The following is a 23327-nucleotide window of genomic DNA, read 5'->3' as shown; positions in this document are numbered from 1 at the left end:
CATGGCCTCGCCCGGATCCTCCTCCCCGTCCCGGCACGGCCGCCCTCCGACGGCCGAATCCGTGCCGTCCCCGCCGTCCCTGCCGTCCTCACTGTCCGGGCCGTCCGGGCCGCCCGGCGGTGCCGCCGCGGTCACGCACCCGAGCCCGCAGCAGGCCGAAGAGATCCTGCGGACGACCGTCCTCCAAGCGGCCCGAGCCCCGGCCTTCGAGGCGCTGCCGCTCCTGCTCTCCCCTCGACCGGCACAGGCCCTCCGCAGCCTCCACCGAGCCCCGTACTCAGAGCGGTCCGAGGACGCGGCACGCCTGTACAGGACCGCCGTCGACCGGCACCTGGAACCCGTCCTCGCGGGCATCGCACAGGGGCGCCCGGCCGAGGAGGCCGAGGTCGGGCTCCTCGCCGAGACGGCGTCCGGCGATCCGCTCCAGGCCGCCTTCGCACCGCCCGGCGGGGACGGCGGCCCGCGGGCCTCGACGCTGGAGCGGATCCGCCTGCTGCGGAACGCCTGGGGGCCGTTCACCGCCTGGTGGCGCTCCTTCTTCCCCGGCGAGGACGGTCCGCCCCCGCCCGTGGCCGACATGTGGCGGGTCTACCTCCCCTTCTGCCGGTGGATCGTCCGGGAACGGGCCCGGCGCCGCCCCGGCGGCATGTTCATGGTCGGCTTCAACGGCAGCCCGGGTGCGGGCAAGACGGTCCTGAGCAACGCGCTGGCCGTGGTGCTGAACAGCATGCTGGACGAGGCCGACGGCCGTGCGGTCGCCTGCAGCGGCGACGACTGGTACCTGTCCAAGGACGAGCGGGAGGCGTTGAAGCCGCTCGGCTTCGACCCCGGTGTCCCGGGCGTCTCCAACCGGGGCGTCCCCGGCACGCACGACATGGCGTGGCTGAAGCGGAACCTCCGCGAGATGGAGGCCGGTACGCCCCGCAGCCGCATCCGGCTGGCGCGCTTCGACAAGCGGGCTGACGACCGCCCCGCCGGTGCCGAGGGCCGGCGCGAGGTTCGGGGCAGGGTCGCCGTCTGCCTGTTCGACCTGTGGTTCGCGGGCGCGCGCACCGGCGTCGACCCGGGGCGCCTGCCCCCCGGCCTGCGCCGCGGCGCCGCGGAGGCGCTGGGTGAGTGGGCCCCGGTGTTCGCGCGCATGGACGCGCTGTGGGGGTTCGACTGGCCGCCCTTCGACCGCATGCTGCGCGAGCGCGAAGCACAGGAGCAACTGGCCGCACGGCATCGGGGGGCGCCGGGGATGAGCGCCCAGGCCGTTCACGCCTTCATGGACTACATGGTCCGGCGCACATGGGATTGGCGGACCACGTCCCCGGTCCCTCCCGAGGAGTCGATCACGTTTCGGGCCTGGAGCGACGGCGAGCACCGGGTGATCGCCGTGCACAGAGGAAGGGGACAGGGTGAGGCAGGCGAGGCAGGCGCCCGGTGAACGGACGTTCTCCATGGCGGACGTCGTCCGCGACTACCGGACGCTCGTTGAAGAGGGCGGCTCCGAGGACGGCCCGGAGCCGTCGGCCGTCTACGACACGCTGGTGGTCGGCGGCGGCGCGGCGGGGGCCGGGGTCCTGCGGGACCTGGCATCGCGCACAGGGGCGAGCGCGGTGCTGGCCGACCGGGGCCCCTTCGGCGCGCAGACGTCGAGCAAGACCGGTAAGGCGATCCACCCCGGCATCCGCTACCTGCGGATGGCGTTCCACCGCCTGCTGCTCGCCTCCGGCCTGCGCCGCGACCCCGGGATCCGCCAGACGCGCTCCCAGAACGTCAAAGCGGCCTGGCTCGACCTCAAGCTCGTCTGGTACGGAACCCGCGAGCGGCGGATCCTGACCGAGACGAGCGGGAGCACGGTCGAGGAGATCCCCAACATCGTGTTCGTCCTGCCCGACAGCCCTGAGGGACGCTGGGCGGTCTTCTTCGGGATCTCGCTGTACGACCTGTTCACCGCCCTCTGGTCCTGGGCGGGCCTGCGCCCCAGGGGCGTCAGGGTGCGGATCTTCCCGAACCGGGGCGCCCTGCACAGGGAGCTGTCCAGCCTCGATGCCCGGCGCGCGCTCGGCGGGGCCCTCTACTGGGACGGCAAGGCCAGCACCGACAAGACGCTCACCATCAAGGCGATCCGGGACGCCTGCTTCAGGAGCACCCCATCGGCGCCCATCCGCGCGCTCAGCCACGTGGAGGTGGAGCACTACGAATGGAGCCCGGCCCAGGAGTGCTTCCTGGTGACGCTCGCCCGCCGCTTCGAGCACCCCGCGCTGCCCGTGCGGGTGGTCGTCAGGGCGCGCACGATCACCAACGCGGCCGGCCCGTGGGTGGACCGGGTGCGCGACCGCAACCCCGAGCCCGACGGGGAGCGGTCCGTGGTCTACTCGCGCGGCACGCACCTGGAGGCGACCAACCGCTTCATCCACGAGAGCCTGGAGAAGGACCCGCGCCTCCAGGTCGGCCTGGTGCCGCTGAACGCCGTCCGCCAGCACTACCTGCGGCCGTTCAAGCAGAACGGGCTCTGGTACATCCAGTGCACCACCACCGACCGCGAGCACACCGACCCCGACCACATCGTCCCGGAGGAGGACGAGGTGGACGAGCTGCTGCACGCCTACAACGAACTCGTCGACGAGCGCTGGAGGATCGGGCGGCGCGACGTGTTCAACGTGTTCTGCGGAATCCGGCCGCTGGTCTACAGCGGCGACGGGATCGGGGTCCAGGACATCTCCCGCATGTTCAGGATCAATGAGCGCCGCCGCGGGGGCGGCACCGTCTACGACATGGTCAACGTGAAGCTCACCGAGTTCCGGTGGGCGGGCAGCGATGTGGGCGCGCGCATCGCCCGCGAGCTGAAGCGCAGGGGCCTCAAGCGGATCGGCAGGTCCACGACGCAGCGGGCCGCCATGCTCGGCGTACCGGGCGAGGAGCGGTTCGCGCTCAACCGCGACGACCACCCGCGCGGCGACGCCGACCACATCCGCGCCAAGGTCGACCACCACGTGGAGTACCAGGCGGCGGACTCCTACGCGGACTACCTGCTCAACTCCGGCGGCATCAGGGATGCGGTGGTGTTCGACGCCGAAGGCGGGTGCGACCTCGACGTCGGCGTGCTCGACCTGGTGCTGGAGCGGATGGCCGCCCTCCTGGAGTGGGACCGCCGCAGGACCGGGCGCGAATGGCGGTCCTTCTCCGATGCCTACCTCCGCAACATGGCCTGCTTCGACCTGAGGCGGCGCGTCGAAGAGCACGTCCCCGCGGTGCTGGCGCCCGCGGACCGCCCGGGGCGGGCTCCGGCCGTGGAGCAGGGCGCGGGCCCCGGCGGGTCCGCCCCCTAGAGCACAGGGGCGGCGGTCCCGCGCCGCGCCACCCCGACGAGAGGAACCGGACATGTACTTCGACCGGGACGCGAGTCTGGCCGACCTCGACGGCGAGACGGTCGCCGTCATCGGCTACGGCATCCAGGGCAGGGCGTTCGCCGCCAACCTCCGTGACAGCGGGGTGCGGGTCCTGGTCGGCAACCGGGACGACGCCTACCGCGACGAGGCGCGCGCGGACGGGTTCCCACCACTGCCGATCGCCGAGGCGGCGGAGCGGGCCTCGACCGTCCTGCTGCTCATCCCCGACGAGGCCCACCCCGAGGTCTACGACGCCCGGATCGCGCCGCATCTGCGGGAGGGGGACCTCTTCGTGCTGGCGCACGGGTTCTCCGTCCGCTTCGGGAGGATCCGCCTGCCCGGCGGTGTCGACGCGGCCCTCTTGGCGCCGAAGATGTTCGGCAGACCCATCAGGGAGCGGTACAAGGACGGAACGGGCGTCCTGGCGTTCCTCGACGTTCTCCAGGACCCGTCGGGCCGCGCCCTGCGCCGCACCCTGGCGCTGGCCAAGGCGGCCGGTTTCACGCGCCGCGGGGTCCTGCCCGTGCCGCACGCCCAGGAGACCGAACTCGACCTCTTCCAGGAGCAGTTCCTCACCCCGCTGCTGCTGGACGGATTCCGGATGGCCTTCGAGGTGCTCGTCGAGTCCGGCTACGACCCCGTCCCCGCACTGCTCGACATGTACGCCTCGGGCGAGATGGCGGAGATGATGGCCGAGGCCGCCTCGGTCGGGCTCTACGAGGTCATCGAGCAGCAGGGCTCCCCCACGTGCAGGTTCGGTGTCCAGATGCGCCTCGGGACACTCCTGGGAGACGAGGTCAGGCGGAAGGCCGAACGGATCCTGGAGGAGATCCGCAACGGCGCCTTCGTCGAAGCGCTGGAGAAGGAGGCCGACTCCGGCTACCCGAGTCTCGACGCCTATCAGGCCGTGTACAGGGCCGGCGAAGTCACGAGAACGCACGAGCGCTACAGGAGCGCCGTCGGTCGCCGTTAGCCGCTCGGCCCCGACCGGGCCGTTCCGCCGGACAGTCCCGCCGGACCGTCCCGAAGGACCCGAACAGGAGGATCCGCCGTGGAATCAGCCGCCGATCAGGACAACCGCCACGTGCTGCACCCTTGGGCCGACCTGAGCGCCCTGGGGACGCACAAGCCGCTCGTGGTCCGCGAGGCCAAGGGCGTCCACGTGGTCGATGACCGGGGGCGGACCTATCTGGACGCCATCGGCGGCATGTGGTGCGTCACCGTCGGCTACGGCCGTGAGGAACTCGTCGAGGCGATGCGCACCCAGGCGCTGAAGATGCCCTACTACACGCCGTTCGGCGACGTCTCCAGCGAGCCGGCCGCCGAGTTGGGCGCCCGCCTGGCCGACCTGTCGCCGGGCGATCTGAACCGCGTCCACTTCACCACCTGCGGCTCCACGGCGGTGGAGTCGGCGGTGCGCATCGCCCACTTCTTCTACGCGGCCCAGGGCCGCCCGCAGAAGAAGCACGTCCTGTCGCGGGTCGACGCCTACCACGGCAGCACCTACCTGGCGGCCTCACTGTCGGGCAAGGCCGCCGACCGCACCACCTTCCACTACGAGGACGCGTGGGTGCACCACCTGGAGAGCCCGGTGTACGACCCCGACGTCGCGGACGAGTCGGCCTCCCGGCGCCTCGCGGGCATCATCGGGCGGATGGAGGAGGCGGTCGCCGCCATCGGCGCCGAGAACATCGCCTGCTTCATCGCCGAGCCCGTCATGGCCTCCGGCGGCGTCCTCGTGCCGCCGCCCGGATACCACCGGGCGGCCCTGGAGGTGTGCCGCCGCAACGACATCCTCTACATCTCCGACGAGGTGGTCTGCGGCTTCGGTCGCCTGGGCCACTTCTTCTCCTCGGCGGACCGGTTCGGGATCGTCCCGGACATCATCGTCACCGCCAAGGGGCTCACCTCCGGCTACCAGCCCCTCGGGGCGGTGCTGGTCGCCGAAGGGATCGTCGACACCATGGCCGCCGCCGCGGACCGGTCCAAACCGGTCTTCTCCAACGGCTTCACCTACTCCGGGCACCCGGTCGCCTGCGCGGCCGCCCTGGCCAACATCCGCGTGATGGTCCAGGACGACATCTGCGGGCATGTGCGCGAGGTCGGCCCCCGTTTCATCGACCGGCTGCGCGGTCTGCGCGCGCACCCCCTCGTCTCGGCCGTGCGCGGCGACCACCTGATGGCCTGCGTGGAGTGCCGCGTCCCCGGGGAGGCGGACGGGCCCACCGCCCGCAACCAGGCACTCGCCCAGCGGGTCGACCACTACTGCGAGGAGGGCGGGCTGCTGGTCCGGCCCTTCGAGAACCTGTGCATCCTCTCGCCGCCGCTGGTCATCAGCGCGGAAGAGATCGACCGGATCGCGGCCGTCACGGCCGACGCCCTGGACCGGGCCGAGCGCGATCTGCGCGCGGCGGGCACCGGCTGAGGCGGGAACGGCGCGCAGGGCGGATCCGGAAGGCCGCGACGACCTGGGAAGTGAGCGTATGGAGACCACCTCCGACCCCCTCGACTGCAGGGGCCTGACGCCGGACCTGGCGGCGGTGCGCATCAAGCAGGCCGTCAGCGTCGGGTCGGCCGACGCCGCCCCGCTGCCCGTCCTCCTGGACGAGGACTGCGCGCCGGAGCGCGTCTCCGGTGCCCTTCAGGGCACCGCCCGCCGCGTGCGGTACGTACCCGCCGCCCGCGCACGCAGGACACCGCCGAACGGCGGACCGTCCTTGGAGGGCACCGGCCCCGCGCCGCGAGGCGGGGCGCCCTGGTGGCAGCGGCCCGACCTGCGGTACACCGGCGGCCGCCTGCACCTGGGCGGCACCGACATCGACACACTCGCCTCCCGGACCGGGACCCCCGCCTACGTGCTCTCGGCCGACCGGGTGCACGAGAACGTCCGGCGCCTGTCGGCCGCCATGGCGGCCGCGGGCCTGGACCACCGGATCTACTACGCCGTCAAGGCCAACCGCACCCCCGGGCTTCTGGCCCACCTGCGGACCGTGGGCGCCTGCGGCGTCGACGTCTGCTCCGTCGGCGAGCTGATGCACGTCCAGGCCAATGGCTTTCCGCCCGAGGAGACCTCCTTCACCGGCACGTCCCTGACCGGCCGGGACATCTCCGTCCTCGCGCGCATGCCCGAGGTGCGCGTCAACCCGGACTCGCTCGCCTCCCTCGACGCGCTCGGCCGCGCCTGCCCGGGCAGAGAGGTCGGCCTGCGGATCAATCCGGGGGTGGGCGTCGGCTACCAGGGGGACGACCGCCTGAACTACAGCGGCGGCCCGGCCACGAAGTTCGGCGTCTACGCCGACCGGTTCGCCGAGGCGCGCGACATCGCCGCCCAGTGGGGGATGCGGATCGTCCGGCTCCACTGCCATGTGGGGTGCGGCTACCTCGACGCGCAGATCCCCGAATGGGAGCGGGCGCTGGACGGGCTCGCGGCGGCCGCGGAGTGCTTTCCGGACCTGCGGGAGGTCAACATCGGCGGTGGCCTGGGGGTTCCGCACACCGCCTCCGACCGGCCCCTGGACCTCGACCGCTGGGCGGGCGCCGTCGCCCGGCGGTTCGCCGGCCGGGGGCTGCACGTGGCCGTCGAGCCCGGGGACTACCTGGTCAAGGATGCCGGGCTGCTGGTGACCGAGGTGACCGGCGTCGAGCGGCGCCGGGACGTCCTCTTCGCCGGGCTCGACGCCGGCTTCAACCTGGCGATGGAGCCCGCCTTCTACGGGCTGCCCTGCGAGCCCGTGGCCACGGTGCCGCGGTGGGGCGAGGGCGAGGAGGTCTACACCGTCGCCGGAGACATCAACGAGGCGCTCGACGTCTGGATGTCCGGGCACCGCATGCCGCGGCTGCGCCCGGGGGACCGCGTCGCCCTGATCAACTCCGGGGGATACGCGGCGTCGATGCGCTCCGACCACTGCCTGCGCGGGCAGGCGGCGGACGTCCTGCTGCTGGAACGACGACCGGTGGAGCTGCAATGAGAACAGAGACCGGACCGCCCCCGCGGGGGAACGCACCCGACTCCGGCGGTCCGCTGCCGGGTTTCGTCTTCGACCCCTCCGACCCGTGGACGCTCGTCTTCCAGGAAGGCCTGGCCATGTCCGGGCTGAACGGCGCGAACGTCTACGAGGTCGGCGTCGGCAGCGGTGCGAACGCGGTCCACATGCTGGAGAAGTGCGGGGCCCGCCTGGTGTCGGGGAGCGACCTCGACGCGCGCCTCCCGCTGCTGGCGCAGCGGGTCGTCGAGCGGGACGCGCCGGGCCTGCGGGACCGGTTCCGACCGGTGCTCGGGTCGGTCGACCTCATCGGGACGCCCGAGGCCGCCGCGGCGGTGAGCGGCGCCGACGCCGTGGTGGGGTGCCTGCCGCAGGTGCCCGACCCCCTCGACGACCGGTGCGCGCGGTTCTGCGCGGCCTTCCTGGGGGAAGACGCGCGGGGCGGTTCCCGGGCCGACGACTACATCGCGCACTACTACCCCTGGACGCGCTTCGCGTCCATGCCCTACAACGCGGTCGGCCTGGGGCTCATCGAGGCGCTTCTGCGGCAGGTGCGGTCGTGCGCTCCGCGTGCGCAGGCCGTTTTCAACCTGGGGTGCAGGGTCGGCCGGGAGGCGCTGTTCGCGGTCTTCCGGGCGAACGGCTACCGGCCGGTGGAACTGACATCGCGCATCGTCCCGCAGAGCGAGTGCACCGACATCGGATTCTTCGCGGCCCTGGAGGAGGCGTCGCGGGGGGCCGGGGGCGAGCGCGGAATCGTGTGCGAGTTCTACGCCGACCCCCAGGGGCGGAGCCCGCTCACGGCGGCCGAGGCGAAGCGGGCGCTCGACGCCGATCCCGCGGCGCCGGTCTTCCACGAGGTGTGCGTGGTCAGGGGCACACCCGCCACGTAGTGCCCCCGATCAGGCGGATTCGCACGTCAGGAGAGCGCGTTGGACATGAGAGCATCGGCGGCGCTTCGCCGCGTCGCGCCCGGTGACCCCTTCAGGGTCGCGGTCGGGAACCGGGCGTACCTCGCCGGGTCGGCGCACCGCGCCTTCCCCGAGAGCATTCCCGACGCCGGTGAGTCGATCCCGGTCCTCCAGGCGGAAGGGGGCCGCGGAGCGGAACTCGCCTCGGCGGTCCGGTCGGCGGTCGACGACACGCTGCCCGAGTACGGCGGTGTCGTGCTCAGGGGGCTCGGCCTCGCCGCCAAGGAGGATTTCGAGGCGCTGATGCGGGGGCTGGGCTACGAGCGGTTCGGGTACACCGGCGGGATCGCCGTCCGGCGGGGCGGTTCCGGGTTCGTGCTCGACGCCAGCGACGAGGACGCCCGGATCACGCTGTCGCCGCACAACGAGATGTCCTACCTTCCCGACCACCCGCGCAGGGTCTTCTTCTTCTGCGCGACGGCGGCCTCCGCCGGAGGGGAGGTCCCGGTCAACGACGTTCGCGAGACCGCGCGCATCATCCCCGGCGAGGTGCTGGCGGAGTTCAGGTCCAGAGGGGTGATGTACCACCGGAACCTGCCGCGGGAGTCCGGGAGGGGGCAGAGGGGGTGGATGGACACCTTCGGCACCGGCGACCGGGACGCCGTCGCGCGGCGGCTGGAGTCGTCGGGGTACCGGTGCAGGTGGGTCGGCGACCGCCTCCAGTACTCCTACGTGCACGGAGCCTTCACCGTGCACGAGGAGACGGCGGAGGAGCTGTGGTTCAACCAGGTGACCGAGCTGCACTGCTCCTACTGGCGCTCGCACCCGGACTTCGCGGGCGACCTTCCCGACCACGCGTACCCGGCGACCACCGCCTACGGGGACGGAGGGGGGATCGACGAGGACCTGGTCTCGTTCCTGAGGGGGGCGTTGTGGCGGACCGCGCGGGCGGTCCGCATGCGCCGGGGTGATGTGCTGGCGCTGGACAACAGGGTCGTGCAGCACGGCCGCTTCGCGTTCGAGGGGGAGCGCGAGCACTTCGTGGCCCTGACGCGGTGACCGCGCCGTCGGCGGGCGCGCCGGGGGCCAAGCCGTCCCGCCCCTGGTTCTCCTCGGGCCCCTGCGCCAAGAAGCCGGGCTGGGACCCCGGTGAGCTGAAGGACGCGTTCGTAGGGAGGTCCTTCCGCCACGAGGACGGGCGGGAGCGGCTCCGCGAGGTCGCCAGGAAGTCCGCGGACATCCTCGGGCTGCCCTCGGACTACCGGGTCGGGATCGTCCCCGCCTCGGACACCGGTGCGATCGAGATGGCCCTGTGGAACCTGCTGGGCCCCAGAGGGGTGGCGGTCTGCTGCTGGGAGAACTTCGGGTTCACGTGGCTGGGCGACGTCGTCGAGCAGTTGCGGCTCACCGACGTCGAGGTGCACGGCACGCGCACCTACGGTGCACTGCCCGACCTGGCGCGGGTGGACTTCGACCGCGACGTCGTCTTCACCTGGAACGGGACGACGTCCGGCGTCTGCGTGCCGGACGCGGAGTGGATCCCTGAGGAACGCGGGGGGCTGACCATCTGCGACGCCACGTCCGCCGTGTTCGGCATGGAGGTCGACTTCACCAAGCTGGACGTGGCGACCTGGTCGTGGCAGAAGGCCCTGGGCGGGGAGGGCGCGCACGGCATGATCGCGCTTTCGCCGGCGGNCGGCCCGCTTTGGCCGCTGCCGAAGATATTCCGGCTGGCCCACGGCGGAAGGCTCCTGGAGGGGGTGTTCGACGGCTTCCCGGTCAACTCCCCGTCGATGCTCGTCGTGGAGGACGCGCGCGTGGCGCTGGACTGGTGCGCCGATTCCGGGGGCCTTCCCGCGATGGTCGCACGGTCGAGAGCGAACCTCGAAGAGATCGAGCGGTGGGTCCGGGCGCGGCCGTACGTGGAGTTCCTGGCCGGGGACCCCCGGACGAGGTCGTCGACCAGCATCTGCCTGAAGTTCGTCGACGAGGCGTTCGATGCGCTCTCGGCGGGGCGGAAGGCGGAGTTCGTGCGCCGGGTGTGCGCCAGGATCGAGGAAGAGGGGGCGGGGTACGACCTCGCCTCGCATCGGGAGGCGCCGCCGGGTATCCGGATCTGGGGCGGTCCGACGGTGGACCGGCGCGACATCGCACGGCTGCTGCCGTGGGTGGACCGGGCGTTCGCGCAGGTGCGCGCGGACCTGTGCTGACCGCCGGTCGGCCCCGTCACCCGCCGCTCTGCGCAGGCCGGTCGTCGGCGACCGGTTCGACGCGCGGGGCGGCGATGGCCCGGTAGTCGGCGCCGGACAGCGCGATGGTGCGGTCGAGGCGGGCGGCGTTGAAGAAGACCTCGGGAAACTCGAGGACCTCGGGGTCGGCGATCAGTTCCAGCTCCTCGTCGAAGGAGAAGGGCGGGATGGTTCCGACCGCCGTACCGGCGAGGCGCTCGGCGGCCTCGCGCGGGGCGAATCCCGCGTATACGGCGTTGTAGAGGGTCTTGATCCGCTCGAAGTCGACGCGCTTGGTCCCGGGCAGGACCACGGCGGCGTAGCGCCGTTCCCTCTTGTTGACCTTCACCATGACGATGATGCATTTCGCGGCCTGCCGCGGATCGTGGCCGCGCAACCGGCTGACCGCCTCGGTCACCCCTTCGGGATCGTGCTCGATCACCCGGTAGGAGGCGCCCCGTTCGTCGAGCAGGGCGATCAGCTTGGCGTAGGTGTCCTGGGGGGTCATCGGTCCGTTTCTCCAGAGTGGGCCCGCGGCGGGCGCGTCGTGTCGACCGGCGTCATGGGAGCGGTGCACCGGCGGGTCGGGGAGCGGTGCGGCGTGCACGCCCCCGTCCGGAGGGGCACCGGCGCAGGTGTTCGCATCCTTCGCCTTCACAGCCTGTGGAGGGCTTGTTCGATGAGCAGGACCAGCCCGAGGACGATCAGCGCGGCCCCGGAGATCCTCGACGTCCACGTCGACGCCGATCTCCAGCGTTGCAGGGCGGCACGGGTTCCGACGCCCAGAACCGTGTAGAAAACGCCGCACGTGGCGGCGAATATCAGTCCGAGGACGGCCAGTTGTACGGGGAACGCCCAGCCCGCCGCCGTATCGGCGAATTGCGGCAGGGGGGCGATCATGATGAGCAGCCCCTTCGGATTGAGCATGCTCACCGCTATGCCGGATACGAGTTCTCCGTACCGGGAGGCGGGGTGGCGCGGCTCCTCCGGTCTTTCCACGCCGCGCATCGGGGACGTGCTCCGCAGCACCGTGATTCCGATGTACACGAGGAATACGGCTCCGGCCGCGGTGAGGACCGCGAGGAGCGACTCGGACTGCGCGACGACGGCACCGACGCCGACGGCGACGAGCCCCCCGACCACGCTGTATCCGATCATGAGCCCCCCGGCGCCGGCGACGACCTTCCCGTTCCGGGAGCCGACCGCGATGATGAACGCCCAGTCGGGGCCGGGGATGGCGATGAGAGCCAGGATCACGACCCAGAACGCGAGAAGCGACGTCGGGTTCATGCGGGCTCTCCCGTGGTCGGCGGCCCCCTCAAGACTAGGGGATGCGCCCCCGAACATGTTCCCGAATCTCCTGCTCATCACGGGCATACTTGGTAACATCCACTGCTGTGGACGGAATTGATAGAAAAATCCTCTCCGAAGTCCAGTCCGATGGCAGGATCACGATCACCGACCTCGCGGCCCGCGTCGGCCTCAGCGTGTCACCGACCCACCGGCGCCTGCGCGAACTGGAGAAGTCCGGCGCCATCCGCGGCTATCGCGCCGTCGTGGATCCCGACGCGCTCGGCCTCACCTTCGAAGTTCTCGTGTTCGTCACCATGAAGCAGGAGGACCGGGACACGCTGCTGGAGTTCGAGGCGGCGCTGAACGCGATTCCCAATGTCCTGCAGGCGCAACGCCTGTTCGGCGACCCCGACTACCTCGTCCGGGTCCGCACCGCGGACCTTCCCGCCTACGCGGAACTGGAGGACAACGTCCTCGCCGTTCTGCCGGGCATACAGCGGTTGAACTCCACGCTGGTCATGAAGCACGTCGTCACCGACCGCGCCGTCCCCGTCTGAGGGGCAGGGCGGCACGGAGGCACCGCTCGCGGAGCGGGCCCACGGGCCCGGTGTGGAGACCCCGGCCGCGCCGGTGAGCGGCCTGTCGGAGGATGTCCGAGGGCGGTCACCCTCCGACGGGCCGACGTGTCCGGTCGTGCGGTCGGTCACGGGTCCTCTCGGGATACCTGCGGTAGGCGGCCGACACCGCGTATCTGGTCGAGGACCGCCTCACCCCGGCGGGCGACGGCGGCCCACCACGCCACAGTGTCCTGGTCCTGGGCGGTGCGGGCGCTCACGCAGGCGGCGGTGAGCAGCGCCAGCAGGACGGCTTCGTGCTCCTCGTGGTCGGTGCGGAGCCGGAGGACGCCGCGTGCGTCGTCGGTGAGGGTGAGAACCGCGTCGCCGGTGTCGGTGTCGAAGTAGGCCCACACCACGTCCGCGTCGGGCCTGGGGATCACGTCGGGCAACTCGTCGTCGGGGCCGTTCCCGCCATCCGGGGCGTCGTCGTCGGGAGGTCCGGGCGGATCCGGCTCCGGGCGCGGGCAGAGCTGCCGGGAGGGGGAGGGGGCGACGGCCGGTACGGCCGAATGGCACTCCTCCGCGCCCTCGGCAAGGACGCGTTCCACCTCTGCCCGGCGGAACCGGTAGTAGCCGCCCAGGGTGCGGATGCCCTGAATCCTGCCCTCGTTCGCCCAGCGGGCGACGGTCTTGGGGTCGACCCGGAAGACGCTCGCGACCTCGGTGGAGGTCATCAGCGGGTGGTCGGTCTCGGGGAGGGCCATCACGCCGCCTCCCGCACCCTCGGGGCGGACGGCCGCCGGTCGCCGGTGCCCGTGCGGGGCGGCAGGGCGCAGGGGCGCGGGCGGGCGTCCTGCGCGAGGGCGGTGAGCGCTGTGAGTGCGCCGTCGAGGACGTCGACATCGCTGGTGGTGATGACGGCGTCTTCGCGGTGGCGGGACTGCGCTTGGTAGGGGGTCGGCGAGGCGTAGTCGTAGGTGATCGACCAGTCGTCGCGGTGGCGCGAGGCGACCTCGCAGAAGTGGCCGAAGCCGGGGATGCGGACGCGGCTGTAGCGGCGGACGCGGGCGGCGTGCCGCCGCTCGGGAGGCTTCTTCACGGACAGGTCCATGGGTGGCTCCTCGGGATGTGCCGGGTGGGAGGCCCGGCGAATACATCGGGTAGGGGTCATCCTGCATCATTGTCAGCGAAGTTGCAATGCTAACTTTTAGACGCATGGCAAACTGATCAACGACATGCACGGGGCTATGTGAGCGGTGATCAAAATGTCTGATTCACGGTCCTCCCGCGTAGGATCAACTGCATCTCGCAAGACCGGAAGAGGGAGGGGCGCCGATATGGCCGGGAGTCCGACCGTCCGGCGCAAACGCCTGTCGCGGCGGCTCAAGGAGCTCCGTGAGGCTCGGGGCATGACCTCCGAGGAGGCTACGAAGAAGGCCGGGTTCTCCCGCGGGAAGCTCACCCGCATGGAACGGGACGAGTGGACGCGCCCGAACCCCAAGGACATCGCGACGCTGCTCGACGTCTACAAGGTTGCGGACGAGGGGGAGCGGGAGGCCTATCTGGCGTTGGCGAAGCAGGCCCGCCAGCGGGGCTGGTGGGTGTCCTACTCCGACGCGCTCGGCAAGGGGGCATACGTTGGCCTGGAGACGGAGGCGTCCTCCATTCGCACCGTCGAGGCACTCCTCATCCCGGGGCTGCTTCAGACCGAGGACTACGCCCGCGCCGTCGTGCGCGCGAGCGGGGTCACCGACACCGACGAGATCGACCGACGCGTCGAGGCCCGGATGCTCCGGAAGCAGGTGCTGGCAAGACCGGATGCGCCGACCTTCTGGGCGATCGTGGACGAGGCGGCCCTCCGCAAGGTCACACCGGACCTCGCTGACCAGCTTCAGCACCTTCTTGACGTGCAGCGGACGAACCTTCGGATCCAGGTGCTCCCCGACAGTATGGGGCCTCACGCGGCCATGGCCGGAAACTTCGTCGTCCTAGACTTTCCAGAGGACCCCAGTGTCGTCTACCTGGAGAGCGCCGAGGATCAGCTCTTCCTGGAGGATCCCGTCGAGCTGCGCCAGTACGAGCTTCTGTACGGCTATGTGCAGTCGGCAGCCCTGAGCGTGGACGACTCTCGCGCGTTCATACAGGAACGGCTGAACGCGATCACATAGAAGGTAACCGCGATGCCCGATATTTCCCACTTCAACTTCCGCAAGAGCAGTTACAGCTCCGGCAAGCAGGAGAACTGCGTCGAGGCCGCCGTAGCTGACGGCCGGGTGACCGCTGTGCGCGACTCCCAGAACCGTGCGTTTGGGCACCTCACCGTTCCGGCGGCCGAGTGGAACGTGTTCGTGGAAGCGCTCAAGCACGAGACGCTCTGAGGAGCGTAGGAGCAAGCAAGAGGCCCCCGACGTGAGCGTCGAGGGCCTCTGCCAATACATACCCGATGTATTTCCCAGCGGAGAGTCTAACCCGCGCCTCTAGGGCGGGGCAGCCGCCGGATCCGGCCACGTGGAGCCGCTGCGGGTCGGCCGATGTCGCCCCTCGGGCTCACCCCCGTTGACCTTGCGGTCCACGTCCAGGGTGAGCTGAAGGGCATGCAGCGCGCTCGCTGTGCATGGCCTCCTCCACCGGCAGCGTCTTCAGTCCTAGCGGCGCCCCCGGCCACAAGTGGTCGGTCTGGTTCCACATCGCCAACTGCTCCACCGCCCGAACCGGCTCCGCACCTGCGCCGACCGGCCGAGCCTGCGGCGCGGGGCTGTTCCGCTTCGGCGAAGCGTGGCCCCCGCCGATCCGTACTGTAAGAGGAACCGTGCGAGTGGGATGATTGCGGCCATGTGTGGCGAAAGGGGTGCCTAAGGGCGATGCTGTTGGTCGACCTCTTGGAGGCCGAGCAGTGGAAGTACGCGGCGGTCGCCGCCGCCGTGCTGTGCACGGCAGCGCTCTACTACTGCTTCCGCCACGTGCTGCTGGTGCTGTTCTGGGCGCTGTTCCCGGCCTTCCTGCTGAGCTTCCCCTTTGCGGGCCAGCCGTCTCGGCACTTCACGGTGACCGAGACCTTCTACGCCCTCACCTTCCTGTTCGCGTCGTTCGCGGTGCTCTTCGCCGCCCTCCGCCCCGATATGCGCAAGACCCTGGAGAAGCACGCCGCCGGGGAGGAACACGTGGTCCCGAAGTGGAAGATGTACGTCTTCTGCGTGGCGCTGACCGTTGTGATGCTCGTCGTCTGCTTCCCGCTGGACGCCGCCACCGACTGACGCCGGGGGCCGGAACCCGGACCCGCCGCGCGGCCCCCGGTCCCCTTGTCGACATGTGGGGCAGGAGACAAGCCGACGGGATACCGACGAAACACCGCCGGATGCCGTCCCGTACGGGCCCGGCCCGGGGGCCGACAGGTCGACAACGCGCCCTATCGCCATGGCGCCATGGCGGCCGGTCGACGAAGCGCCCGCGCCGCAGGGAAGTGCGCCTCGCCTCCCGAACAGGCGCGTCAGCGGTGGCTCAGCACGTTGACCACGCGGCCGTCGGGGTCGCGGGCGAAGAACCGCCGCACGCCCCACTCCTCGTCCTGAAGCGGGTGCACGATCTGCGCCCCGCTCTCGCGGACCGCCGCGTAGACCGCGTCGACGTCGTCCACCTCCACGCTCATGTCGGGGACCACTGGCGCGGTCGCGTCGTCGGTCATCAGGTTGACCTGCGCCGTCGGGGCGGCCGGGGACGCGAGCGTCACGACCCACTCAAGGTTCATGACCTCCTCGAAGCCCAACAGCCCATAGAACCTCCGGCTCTCCTTCGCGCTCTGCGACCGGACATTGGGCACGACGCGGCGGACGGCCATGGATGCCTCCTGGAATCGGTACGGCTCCGGACCCCCGATCGTCCCCCGGGGGCACCACCGGCGTCTTGCAGGAATGGGAGCCCGGGCCGGGGCGGCCCGGGCTCCGCGGCGGTCGTGCGTTCGGACGCCTGAGCGTCTCAGTCTCCCGAGACCGTCTCCTTGGACTGTGAGGCGTCCGAGCCCTCGATGGTGAAGGTTCCGATGACGGTCGTGCCGTCGCTCTCATAGAGCGGGATCCGGACGTCCGGGATCGCGCCCTTCTCCTGGGCGTCGATGTGCTCCAGGACCTCCTCCCGCGTCGGAGCGGGCCCGTTGAGGTCGTCGGCCCTGACGTAGCCGGGCGTTCCGTCGTCGCCGTAGGCCTCGATCAGGTCCGGCTCCTCCTGGGGGGTCCGGGCCTCCAGGGCCGAACCGTAGGTCTGCCCCTCGGCGTTGGTCGCGTACGAGGGGGCGGGCCGACCGTGACCTCCGTCGGGGATCATCAGCGACGATGCCTGCGCCCCGACCGCACCGGCGGCGATGAACGCGGCCGCTCCGAGGAACGCGGTGAGCAGCCTGCTGCGCTTGGTCCTCATGTTTCCACCGGTTCCCTAGTACCTGATGCTGGGGCTGCGGAATGTGTAGTAGCTGTCGTACCCGTTTCCGTTGTAGTGCCGGGTCACGCCATAGCTATTGTATGATCCGCGGCCGCAGCCGTTCGTGTGCCGTGAGGTCGAGATTCCGCTCGCGGTTCCCGTGTTGTAGTACCAGGCCCCCTGCGAGCACAGGGACGTCCCTTTGTACAGGCGGGGCCGGGCGCCCAGGTATCCCGTCGGCAGGTTTCCGCTCCGGGAATTGTTGCGCGTGGCGGCGTACAGGTTGTAGTTGACGCTCTGGTCGCTCACCACGGCCTGGTTGCTGTAGTTCTTTCCGGCGATCGGGCCGATGTAGCCCAGGGGGCTGCTGGCCGTGGCGGCCAGGGCGGGCGGCGTCGCCAACCCGAGGGTGAGCCCGACCAGCGCGGCGGCCGCCACGATGCGCCGACGGCCGGGTTTGGGGGATGTTCTCATCGCGTGTATTCCTCTGTGGAATTGAGGGGATCGTATTCGCGAATGGAGCTGTCGGATCCGTGATTCCGGCCCGTGGTACCGACGGGGCGGGAATCGATCACGTTCGTGCTCGACCGGATTCGACACGCCGACCATAGCCGTAGGGGAGTGCTCCGGCAACGGTGGGTGATCGGCGGATACAGGTGTCACCTGTGAACACCCGGAAATGGCCGGATCGGGTCACCGGTATTCCTGTCGATATACGCCCGGACGTCCGGAAGGAATTTCTTTGGTCCCGGTGGTGGGGGCGGGGCCGAGGGGGCCGCTGTGCCGAATCCGCCCCCGTTTCCGCCGACGGTTCCGCGCCGGGGCCTGCGGCGCCTGTGGGGGGTGGCGATGAGAACCGCCGTGCAGGATGCCGCCACGACGGCACCGCCACGGCGGCACCGCCACGGCGGCGGGGCCACGGCGGCGGGGCCACGGCGGCGGGGCCGCCGCGGCCGTCCGTTCCTAACCGTGCCCCTCGGCCGACGGCGCCGCATCGCCGTCCGGGTCCCCCGATGACGCCACGGGTTTGGTGTGCAGGACCTCGCGGGCCTGTTCGGCGGCGCGGAGGATGTTCTCGCTGACGAAGTCGCTGAACCGCGCGATGTTCTCCAGGCGGGCGGCCGCCGGGGTGTCGCGGCCCAGGATGCCCACGCCCCGCCGTGCGGTCCGGGAGATCTGCGCGAGCCCGTGGGCGCCGGCGACCGTCGACTGGTACCAGACGTCGCTGTTGACGGTGTAGTGCTCGCGCCGTCCCTTGTCGCGCTCCCGGGTGATCAGGCCGAGCTCGTCCAGGCTCGCAACGGCCTTGGAGACCGACGCCGGACTGGTCCCGAGGTGCCGGACGAGTTCGGAGGCGGTGAGGCTGCCGCTCGGGGAGACGAACAGCGCGGCCAGCACCCCGGCCGCCATCTTGGGCAGTCCCTGCTGCATGAGGAGGGTGGTGAACTCCTCCTCGTACTCGCGCACGGCCTCGTCGTCGGGCCCGTCCGGCCGCGCCTCCTGTTCCTGGCGCCGGGTGGGCCTGCGGCGCCGGGCGCGGCGCTCGCTGGCGCGCTGGGCCAGGTCGGAGCGGTAGGCGTTCGGCCCGCCGTTGCGCATCACCTCGCGCGTGACCGTGGAGGTGGGCCGCTCCAGCCGCCTGGCGATCTCCGCGAAGGCCAGCCCGTCGGCCAGTCCCAGCGCGATCTGCTGGCGCTCCTGCTGGGTGAGCCTGCTTCCCGACACCCTGTCTCCCCCTTCGTATGGGCCCGATGCCGCCACCGTAGCGTTACCCCTTTATCCAACGCAACGATGAGGCTGTCGCTCATTGCGTTAGTGTATTGACCCACGCAATGATTATAGATCTTTGAACTGCGAATACGTGATTTGGTCGCAACGAAGACATTGCGTGAACCGTGAAGGCAACGTAGCGTTTCGTTCATCGGAAATGACGAGCGAACACGGGAGAGCACGATGCAGACCTTCACCACCCCCGCCCCCATCACCGCGGTCCTCGACATCCCCGCCGGGCGCATCCAGGTCGTCGCCGCCGACCGCGCCGACACCACCGTCGACATCCGCCCCGCCGACGCCTCGAAGGGGCGCGACGCGAAGGCGGCCGAGCAGACCGGGGTCGCGTTCGGCGACGGCGTCCTGCGGGTCACCGGCCCCGGGGCGGCGAACCGGCACTTCGGCCCCACAGGCGCCGTCGAGGTCGCGATCCAGGTGCCCACCGGCTCCGACGTCGACGTGACCTCGTCCTACACCGAGTTCCGCGGGGTCGGCCGGCTCGGCCGCGTCGCCGGGCAGGGCCTGGGCGGCGGCGTCCGGATCGACGAAGCGGCGGGCGCGCACCTCACCGCCTTCGACGACGTCTCGGTCGGCCGCCTCGGCGGCCCCGCGGAGATCAGCACCGAGAAGGGCGACGTCACCGTCGGCGAGGCCGTCTCCGGCACGGTCGTCCTGTCCACGCGGATGGGCGACGTGGCGATCGCCGCCGCCCCCGGGGTCTCCGCCTCGCTGGACGCCGGAACCGGCCACGGCCGCGTCCACAACTCCCTCAAGAACGCCGACGGCTCCCCCGGTCTGGCCATCCGCGCGACGACCGGCCAGGGCGACATCACCGCCCGCGCCCTGTGACGGGCCGCCGACGGACACCGTGCACCGACGACGAGCCGCACACGATCAGGAGGATCCGATGACGAAGCACACCGCGAACGACGGCACCCGGTGGTCCGGCATGGTGCCGGTCGACGACACCGAACTGGCCGTCACCGACACCGGCGGCACCGGCACCCCGGTGCTCTACCTCAACGGCCAGTTCGCCACCCAGGGCTACTGGCGGCACACCATCGCCGAACTGGGCGACGGATGGCGCCACATCACCTTCGACGAGCGGGCCCGGGGCAGGAAGTCCGGGCTGTCGGCCGACTACTCCTTCGAGGCGGCGGTCCGCGACGTCGACGCCGTCCTCAAGGCCCGGGGCGTGGAGCGTGCCCTGGTGGTGGGCTGGTCCTACGGGGCGGTCGTCGCCGCGCACTGGGCACACCGCAACCCCGGCCGGGCCCTGGGCGCGGTCCTGGTCGACGGCGCCTACCCCTACGACTGGATGGACGAGGCCATGGAAGGACGCATCCGGACGCTGTTCCGGCGGGTCTCCTGGCTGTCGCCGCTGCTCCGTCCGACGGGCCTGCTCCCGAGGATGAACGCCGAGGAGATGGCGGTCAGCAACATCGAGCTCGGCCGCCTGTCCCTGGAGCGCGAGCTGGGCCCGGTGCTGGACGCCCTCACCGTCCCCACCCGGTACGTGGTGGCCTCGGGGACCTCCCTCGGCAGCCGCGGCGACGAGCAGGAGCGGATCCGCACGAGCCTCGACGAGGTGACCGCCCGCAACCCGCGCATCGAGGTCAGCGCGAAGGTGCCCAGCAACCACGGAGCGATCCTGAAGAAGGACGCCGCGGCCGTCGCCCGGGCCGTTCACGAGGCCGACACCGCCCGGCGCGGGGGCGCACAGGACACGGAGCCGACGGCCTGAGGACCGCCGCCCCTCCGCCGCCCGCCGCACCACCCGCGACCCCGGCACCACCCGCACCGCCCCGACCCGTCGGGGCGGTGCGGGTGGTGTTCGTGCACGGTTCGCCGTCCCCGGCGGGCCCGCGCGCCCGGCCCCTGTTCGGGCGCGCGGGGCGCGAGGGCCGGCCCCGGGTGCGGGCGCGGCGGATCACGCCTTCCGCCGCACCCGCCAGGACCGCTCCCACCGGCCGATCAGGGCCGGGTACACGATGAGGTACCGGAAGGGCGCGATGGCCGCCATGTACAGCCGCCCGAACAGGCCGTTCGGCTTGACCAGCACGGTCATCCGCAGCTCGTGTCCGCCGCCGGGCCCCTCGGCCCAGCCCAGGTGCATCACCGTGTGCACGGTCTTGTTGACCAGCTCGCGCGCCGACTCGGTGTCGAGTTCGTACACCGCCGTGAGCGGCATCCCCGGGCTGTCCGGCCCCCGGGGGGCGTCGCGCAGATCGTCGGGCAGGCGGTTGCGCAGCGACGGCAGGCGGACGCCCGCCCCCTGCGACGGGGCGTCCCACCCGAGCAGCGCGCCGAGCCTCCACCGGACGGCGAACAGGAACCGCACCGGCCAGGGGTGGTTCGCGAACCCGCCGCCGGAGCGCATGGCCGCGACGGCTTCCGGGAAGTCGTTGGGCCCCGCGCCGGGCGTGCGGATGCGCCACACGTCCTCGATCGCGAAGTCGGGGGTGATCTCGTGGATGCGCCACGGCAGCGCGGTGTAGGCGGCCTTCGGAATCCTCATCGGAGCCCCCGTTCGGCCATCGGGGCCATCGGCGCCGTCCGGTCCGGGGCGGGGCCCGGCGCGGCGGGGCGGATCGGGCCGTCATCGACGGCGCCGATGCGGTCCTCTCCGGTGGCGGTCACATAGGTCGCCCAGCGCACGGCGACCCCCTTTCATCTATGTTGGCCAACATAGAATGTTGCAGTCAGCACAGGATGCGTCAAGGGGGACGGTGCCGCCGTGTCCGGCGGCACGTCCCCCGGCGCTTAGCATTGGGGCTGCCGTCCGGCACGCCCGGTGGGAAGGGACGCATGGCCTCACTACGCGACGAGCGCACGCAGCAGAGCCGCCGCCTGCTGGTCGGAGCCGCCGCCGAGCTCTTCGCCGCCAAGGGGTTCCGGCGGACGAGCCTGGTCGACATCGCCGAGCGGGCCGGGGTGAGCCGCGGCTCGATCCCGTGGCACTTCACCAACAAGGCGGGGCTGCTGGAGGCGGTGCTCGACGAGCAGCTCCGGACCGTGGCGTCCGGGTTCGGCGAGGGGGAGGACGGGCGCTCCGGCGACCCGGTCGACCGGGCCGTCGCCTACATCCGGCTGCCCGCGACGCGGGTGTTCACGACCCTGCTCGCCGAGGCCGTCGAGGAAGGGTCGCCGATCCGCGGGCACTACGCACGCCTGCACGACGCCGTCCGGCAGGGGGTGCGGGCCCGGATACCGTCCGGAGCGCTCCCCGAGGGGGTCGACCCGGAGGCGTTCGCGGTGCTCCTGGTGGGCCTGGTGGTGGGGGTCCACGTCCAGTGGCGGGTGGCCCCTGGCGCGGTGGACCTCGATGCCGTGCGCGAGGCGGTCCGCGCGCTGATGCCGACCCCCCTCGGCCGCTCCTGAGGAGGCGGGCCGCCCCCTCGCAAGCGGTCGGGCAGGCTCAGAAGTCCTGCGAGGTATCGCCCGGCGGGGAGGCGGGGCCGCGCAGGCGCCGCAGGCGGGTCATCCGGGCCAGCCGGATGACGGGGCGCAGCAGCAGTTCGATGCTTCCGGCGAGGAAGCACCAGGTGCCGAGCGCCGTCCAGGCTTCGGAGAAGAACATGATGCTGCCCGCGGTGAACCACAGGGCGATCAACACGTCGTTGGCGATGCTGGCGGCCTCGTAGCGCCGCCGGATGATGAGCTCCTCGCCCCCACCTGGACGACGAGGGGGCGGTCTCCGTGAGGGTGCTGCGACATAGGGGGCCTCCACGGCAGCACCGGGACGGCTGCGGCGGTGCGGCTCCGATACCGGTACCACGGCCGGAGCCGACGGCGCACGGCGCCGCGCAAGGCCGCCCGAGGCGGAAGTCCGCAGGTCGGGTGTGCCGTGCCGAGGGAAGGAGATGGGCCCCGGGGGGGCCGGTGCCCACGGGGCGGTCCGGGTTTCGGCGGAGAGCAATGTCGACATGTGGTCATGCCGTTATGGCGATCCGCGGACCCGGCGCCTCCGAGCGGGAGCGGGGCGCGCGGCCGCCGAGGGCCGGGCGCGGCCGTATCCGGGTGGTCGGCGGCCCCGTTCCGGCGACGCCGGACGGGGGCCGGGCGGACGGCGGCCCACATCCCGCGGAACGGGGCATGGAAACACCGTCATTCCCCGGATCCGGCGCGATTAAAGGCCGTGACCGTCATCGGCCTGGGCCCTTGTCCCCCACCAAGTGCTACGCAACCCTGACATAATGCTCAATAACCGCGAATTAATGCACAGTTCATGAATTGATTTTCCGGTAGAAAATCGTGCGGCCGAGCGGGCGGGGCAACGGGGGTGGGGTGCCGGAGCGCGCCCCGGTCGCCGCCAATGCGTCCGCGCCGCGGTGCCCACCGCTTTTCAGGTGCCCGACCGGGGCGGTACCTGCCCCGGACGGGGGCGACGATCCGCACGGCGATCCCGTGCGGTACCGCAGCACGGACATCGAAGGAAAGGCGCAATGGACGCCATGTACGTGACGCATCCCGCCCCTCGGAACGAGGGAGAGCGAACCGGCCTCCACCTCGACGTCCGGGTCCTCGGGGCCGTCGAGGCCGCGCGCGACGGGGTCCCTCTCACCCTGGGAGGGCAGAAGCAGCGCGCGATCCTGGGGATCCTCCTGGCCAACATCGGGCGGCACGTGTCCGCGGACGAGATCGTGGACGAGGTCTGGCGGGACGCCCCGCCCCCCTCGGTGAAGGTCTCCCTGCACAGCTATGTGTCCCGGCTGCGCGCCCAGTTCGGGGGAAAGGAGGCGCTGCGGCGCCGGGGCTCGGCCTAAAAGGAGGCGCTGCGGCGCCGGGGCTCGGCCTC

The 23327-nt window shown here is 71.6% G+C and carries 26 protein-coding genes and 1 pseudogene; 16 read left to right on the top strand and 11 right to left on the bottom strand.

The window, feature by feature from the left end:
• Position 1: 1 nt before the first annotated feature.
• The 8 genes from D476_RS0115800 to D476_RS0115765 all read left to right on the top strand — a co-directional run bounded on the left by D476_RS0115800 (position 2) and on the right by D476_RS0115765 (position 10481).
• On the top strand, positions 2-1429 hold the full coding sequence (locus D476_RS0115800; protein ID WP_017624914.1) for a hypothetical protein: 1428 nt from the start codon (positions 2-4) through the stop codon (positions 1427-1429).
• 13 nt (positions 1430-1442) lie between these two features.
• The gene (locus D476_RS0115795; RefSeq protein WP_051061760.1) at positions 1443-3317 is read left to right on the top strand and encodes an FAD-dependent oxidoreductase; all 1875 of its coding nucleotides are present in this window, start codon (positions 1443-1445) and stop codon (positions 3315-3317) included.
• 52 nt (positions 3318-3369) lie between these two features.
• The gene (locus D476_RS0115790; protein ID WP_017624912.1) at positions 3370-4350 is read left to right on the top strand and encodes an NAD(P)-binding domain-containing protein; all 981 of its coding nucleotides are present in this window, start codon (positions 3370-3372) and stop codon (positions 4348-4350) included.
• Between the two features lie 78 nt (positions 4351-4428).
• The gene (locus D476_RS0115785; RefSeq protein ID WP_017624911.1) at positions 4429-5802 is read left to right on the top strand and encodes an aminotransferase; all 1374 of its coding nucleotides are present in this window, start codon (positions 4429-4431) and stop codon (positions 5800-5802) included.
• A 58-nt stretch (positions 5803-5860) separates the two neighbouring features.
• A complete protein-coding gene (locus D476_RS0115780) occupies positions 5861-7345 on the top strand; it encodes a diaminopimelate decarboxylase (protein WP_017624910.1) in 1485 nt (494 codons plus the stop codon).
• Positions 7342-8253, top strand: coding sequence for a hypothetical protein (locus D476_RS0115775; RefSeq protein WP_017624909.1), 912 nt, complete (start codon positions 7342-7344; stop codon positions 8251-8253). Before D476_RS0115780 ends, D476_RS0115775 begins: the two co-directional genes overlap by 4 nt.
• 45 nt (positions 8254-8298) lie before the next feature.
• Positions 8299-9330, top strand: a complete 1032-nt coding sequence (locus D476_RS0115770) for a TauD/TfdA family dioxygenase (protein ID WP_017624908.1) — start codon at positions 8299-8301, stop codon at positions 9328-9330.
• Positions 9327-10481 (top strand): phosphoserine transaminase, encoded by a 1155-nt coding sequence (locus tag D476_RS0115765; protein WP_017624907.1) that lies wholly within the window; start codon positions 9327-9329, stop codon positions 10479-10481. Before D476_RS0115770 ends, D476_RS0115765 begins: the two co-directional genes overlap by 4 nt.
• Before the next feature lie 16 nt (positions 10482-10497).
• Here D476_RS0115765 and D476_RS0115760 read toward each other — a convergent pair whose 3' ends face one another.
• Positions 10498-11007, bottom strand: a complete 510-nt coding sequence (locus tag D476_RS0115760) for a YbaK/EbsC family protein (RefSeq protein WP_017624906.1) — start codon at positions 11005-11007, stop codon at positions 10498-10500.
• A 146-nt stretch (positions 11008-11153) separates the two neighbouring features.
• Positions 11154-11867: a LysE family translocator gene (locus D476_RS0115755; RefSeq protein WP_160167444.1), complete on the bottom strand. Its 714-nt coding sequence runs from the start codon at positions 11865-11867 to the stop codon at positions 11154-11156.
• A gap of 29 nt (positions 11868-11896) precedes the next feature.
• Between D476_RS0115755 and D476_RS0115750 the strand changes: the two genes are divergently transcribed.
• On the top strand, positions 11897-12349 hold the full coding sequence (locus D476_RS0115750) for an Lrp/AsnC family transcriptional regulator (protein WP_026123544.1): 453 nt from the start codon (positions 11897-11899) through the stop codon (positions 12347-12349).
• A 590-nt stretch (positions 12350-12939) separates the two neighbouring features.
• Here the strand turns inward: D476_RS0115750 and D476_RS33500 are convergent.
• Positions 12940-13113: pseudogene (locus D476_RS33500) on the bottom strand (BldC family transcriptional regulator); the annotation flags it as partial.
• Positions 13113-13460, bottom strand: coding sequence for a hypothetical protein (locus tag D476_RS0115735; protein WP_017624902.1), 348 nt, complete (start codon positions 13458-13460; stop codon positions 13113-13115). The gene D476_RS0115735 and the pseudogene D476_RS33500, both read right to left, overlap by 1 nt.
• A gap of 226 nt (positions 13461-13686) precedes the next feature.
• On the opposite strand from D476_RS0115735, the gene D476_RS0115730 reads away from it, so the two are divergent.
• The 3 genes from D476_RS0115730 (at position 13687) to D476_RS0115720 (ending at position 15603) form a co-directional block, all read left to right on the top strand.
• Entirely contained in the window at positions 13687-14517 is an 831-nt protein-coding gene (locus D476_RS0115730) for a helix-turn-helix domain-containing protein (protein WP_020380460.1), read from the top strand.
• A 12-nt stretch (positions 14518-14529) separates the two neighbouring features.
• Positions 14530-14727: a DUF397 domain-containing protein gene (locus D476_RS0115725; protein WP_017624900.1), complete on the top strand. Its 198-nt coding sequence runs from the start codon at positions 14530-14532 to the stop codon at positions 14725-14727.
• A 483-nt stretch (positions 14728-15210) separates the two neighbouring features.
• A complete protein-coding gene (locus D476_RS0115720; protein ID WP_017624899.1) occupies positions 15211-15603 on the top strand; it encodes a hypothetical protein in 393 nt (130 codons plus the stop codon).
• A gap of 233 nt (positions 15604-15836) precedes the next feature.
• Here the strand turns inward: D476_RS0115720 and D476_RS0115715 are convergent, their stop codons facing one another.
• The 4 genes from D476_RS0115715 to D476_RS0115705 all read right to left on the bottom strand — a co-directional run bounded on the left by D476_RS0115715 (position 15837) and on the right by D476_RS0115705 (position 18484).
• Entirely contained in the window at positions 15837-16184 is a 348-nt protein-coding gene (locus D476_RS0115715; RefSeq protein ID WP_017624898.1) for a VOC family protein, read from the bottom strand.
• Between the two features lie 137 nt (positions 16185-16321).
• Positions 16322-16759, bottom strand: a complete 438-nt coding sequence (locus D476_RS35670) for a hypothetical protein (RefSeq protein ID WP_017624897.1) — start codon at positions 16757-16759, stop codon at positions 16322-16324.
• A gap of 15 nt (positions 16760-16774) precedes the next feature.
• Complete coding sequence (locus D476_RS33490) at positions 16775-17233, bottom strand: hypothetical protein (RefSeq protein ID WP_152529369.1); 459 nt, start codon at positions 17231-17233, stop codon at positions 16775-16777.
• A 489-nt stretch (positions 17234-17722) separates the two neighbouring features.
• Positions 17723-18484 (bottom strand): GbsR/MarR family transcriptional regulator, encoded by a 762-nt coding sequence (locus tag D476_RS0115705; protein WP_017624895.1) that lies wholly within the window; start codon positions 18482-18484, stop codon positions 17723-17725.
• Positions 18485-18712: 228 nt separating this feature from the next.
• Between D476_RS0115705 and D476_RS0115700 the strand changes: the two genes are divergently transcribed.
• Together D476_RS0115700 and D476_RS0115695 are read left to right on the top strand one after the other, a co-directional pair.
• On the top strand, positions 18713-19378 hold the full coding sequence (locus D476_RS0115700; RefSeq protein WP_017624894.1) for a DUF4097 family beta strand repeat-containing protein: 666 nt from the start codon (positions 18713-18715) through the stop codon (positions 19376-19378).
• Between the two features lie 58 nt (positions 19379-19436).
• Positions 19437-20273: an alpha/beta fold hydrolase gene (locus D476_RS0115695; protein WP_017624893.1), complete on the top strand. Its 837-nt coding sequence runs from the start codon at positions 19437-19439 to the stop codon at positions 20271-20273.
• A 186-nt stretch (positions 20274-20459) separates the two neighbouring features.
• Here the strand turns inward: D476_RS0115695 and D476_RS0115690 are convergent, their stop codons facing one another.
• Positions 20460-21047, bottom strand: a complete 588-nt coding sequence (locus tag D476_RS0115690) for a DUF2867 domain-containing protein (protein ID WP_017624892.1) — start codon at positions 21045-21047, stop codon at positions 20460-20462.
• Positions 21044-21187, bottom strand: a complete 144-nt coding sequence (locus tag D476_RS37975; protein ID WP_017624891.1) for a hypothetical protein — start codon at positions 21185-21187, stop codon at positions 21044-21046. Before D476_RS37975 ends, D476_RS0115690 begins: the two co-directional genes overlap by 4 nt.
• 150 nt (positions 21188-21337) lie before the next feature.
• On the opposite strand from D476_RS37975, the gene D476_RS0115680 reads away from it, so the two are divergent.
• A complete protein-coding gene (locus tag D476_RS0115680) occupies positions 21338-21910 on the top strand; it encodes a TetR/AcrR family transcriptional regulator (protein WP_017624890.1) in 573 nt (190 codons plus the stop codon).
• A 37-nt stretch (positions 21911-21947) separates the two neighbouring features.
• Here the strand turns inward: D476_RS0115680 and D476_RS39085 are convergent, their stop codons facing one another.
• Entirely contained in the window at positions 21948-22259 is a 312-nt protein-coding gene (locus tag D476_RS39085; RefSeq protein ID WP_239648723.1) for a YrhK family protein, read from the bottom strand.
• 715 nt (positions 22260-22974) lie between these two features.
• Here D476_RS39085 and D476_RS0115670 point away from each other — a divergent pair.
• The gene (locus tag D476_RS0115670; protein ID WP_017624888.1) at positions 22975-23295 is read left to right on the top strand and encodes an AfsR/SARP family transcriptional regulator; all 321 of its coding nucleotides are present in this window, start codon (positions 22975-22977) and stop codon (positions 23293-23295) included.
• Positions 23296-23327 lie beyond the last annotated feature (32 nt).

The organism is Nocardiopsis chromatogenes YIM 90109, assembly GCF_000341185.1.
In the GTDB taxonomy this organism is placed as follows: domain Bacteria; phylum Actinomycetota; class Actinomycetes; order Streptosporangiales; family Streptosporangiaceae; genus Nocardiopsis_A; species Nocardiopsis_A chromatogenes.
Note: the sequence above shows the minus strand (reverse complement) of the source record. Positions and strands in the feature narration are given on the sequence as shown.

Coding starts and splice junctions, on each gene's coding strand:
- D476_RS0115800 (WP_017624914.1), top strand. CDS start 2: ATGGCCTCGCCCGGATCCTCCTCCCCGTCCCGGCACGGCCGCCCTCCG.
- D476_RS0115795 (WP_051061760.1), top strand. CDS start 1,443: ATGGCGGACGTCGTCCGCGACTACCGGACGCTCGTTGAAGAGGGCGGC.
- D476_RS0115790 (WP_017624912.1), top strand. CDS start 3,370: ATGTACTTCGACCGGGACGCGAGTCTGGCCGACCTCGACGGCGAGACG.
- D476_RS0115780 (WP_017624910.1), top strand. CDS start 5,861: ATGGAGACCACCTCCGACCCCCTCGACTGCAGGGGCCTGACGCCGGAC.
- D476_RS0115775 (WP_017624909.1), top strand. CDS start 7,342: ATGAGAACAGAGACCGGACCGCCCCCGCGGGGGAACGCACCCGACTCC.
- D476_RS0115770 (WP_017624908.1), top strand. CDS start 8,299: ATGAGAGCATCGGCGGCGCTTCGCCGCGTCGCGCCCGGTGACCCCTTC.
- D476_RS0115760 (WP_017624906.1), bottom strand. CDS start 11,007: ATGACCCCCCAGGACACCTACGCCAAGCTGATCGCCCTGCTCGACGAA.
- D476_RS0115755 (WP_160167444.1), bottom strand. CDS start 11,867: ATGAGCAGGAGATTCGGGAACATGTTCGGGGGCGCATCCCCTAGTCTT.
- D476_RS0115735 (WP_017624902.1), bottom strand. CDS start 13,460: ATGGACCTGTCCGTGAAGAAGCCTCCCGAGCGGCGGCACGCCGCCCGC.
- D476_RS0115730 (WP_020380460.1), top strand. CDS start 13,687: ATGGCCGGGAGTCCGACCGTCCGGCGCAAACGCCTGTCGCGGCGGCTC.
- D476_RS0115725 (WP_017624900.1), top strand. CDS start 14,530: ATGCCCGATATTTCCCACTTCAACTTCCGCAAGAGCAGTTACAGCTCC.
- D476_RS0115720 (WP_017624899.1), top strand. CDS start 15,211: ATGCTGTTGGTCGACCTCTTGGAGGCCGAGCAGTGGAAGTACGCGGCG.
- D476_RS0115715 (WP_017624898.1), bottom strand. CDS start 16,184: ATGGCCGTCCGCCGCGTCGTGCCCAATGTCCGGTCGCAGAGCGCGAAG.
- D476_RS35670 (WP_017624897.1), bottom strand. CDS start 16,759: ATGAGGACCAAGCGCAGCAGGCTGCTCACCGCGTTCCTCGGAGCGGCC.
- D476_RS33490 (WP_152529369.1), bottom strand. CDS start 17,233: ATGAGAACATCCCCCAAACCCGGCCGTCGGCGCATCGTGGCGGCCGCC.
- D476_RS0115700 (WP_017624894.1), top strand. CDS start 18,713: ATGCAGACCTTCACCACCCCCGCCCCCATCACCGCGGTCCTCGACATC.
- D476_RS0115695 (WP_017624893.1), top strand. CDS start 19,437: ATGACGAAGCACACCGCGAACGACGGCACCCGGTGGTCCGGCATGGTG.
- D476_RS0115690 (WP_017624892.1), bottom strand. CDS start 21,047: ATGAGGATTCCGAAGGCCGCCTACACCGCGCTGCCGTGGCGCATCCAC.
- D476_RS0115680 (WP_017624890.1), top strand. CDS start 21,338: ATGGCCTCACTACGCGACGAGCGCACGCAGCAGAGCCGCCGCCTGCTG.
- D476_RS0115670 (WP_017624888.1), top strand. CDS start 22,975: ATGGACGCCATGTACGTGACGCATCCCGCCCCTCGGAACGAGGGAGAG.